Consider the following 357-nt stretch of genomic DNA (forward strand, 5'->3'; position numbering starts at 1 on the left):
CGCCGCTCGGCGCGGACGCCGACGAGGACCGGAGGACCGGTGTGGGACACCGCACCGAAGCGGCCCCTGCATCACCCAGCTCTGCGTCGCCGAATCCCGCGTCGCCGAACCCCACAGTGACGGGCCCCGCATCGCCGGGCCCGTCCGACCGTGGAACGGACGACCGGGCGGAATCGGGCACGAACGGCCGGGCCGCGCCGGGCCCGGGCCCGGGCGGGGACGACCTGTTCCGGGCCGCGGGCGACGCGGGCCGCCCCTGGCACGGAGGCGGTCCCACCTCGGCCGACGAGGCACGCAGCGCCCTGCAGGACCTGCTCCGCAGCGCGTCGGCCGACCGCGGACCCGACGCCGACGGGC

General features: G+C 79.3%; 1 protein-coding gene. It reads left to right on the top strand.

Annotation, left to right across the window (positions count from 1 at the left end):
* Positions 1–116: 116 nt before the first annotated feature.
* A partial coding sequence (locus tag GTW08_RS31465) for a hypothetical protein (RefSeq protein WP_237453519.1) occupies positions 117–357 on the top strand: 241 nt, incomplete at its 3' end.

Source organism: Pseudonocardia sp. SID8383, assembly GCF_009864975.1.
Lineage (GTDB): Bacteria > Actinomycetota > Actinomycetes > Mycobacteriales > Pseudonocardiaceae > Pseudonocardia > Pseudonocardia alni.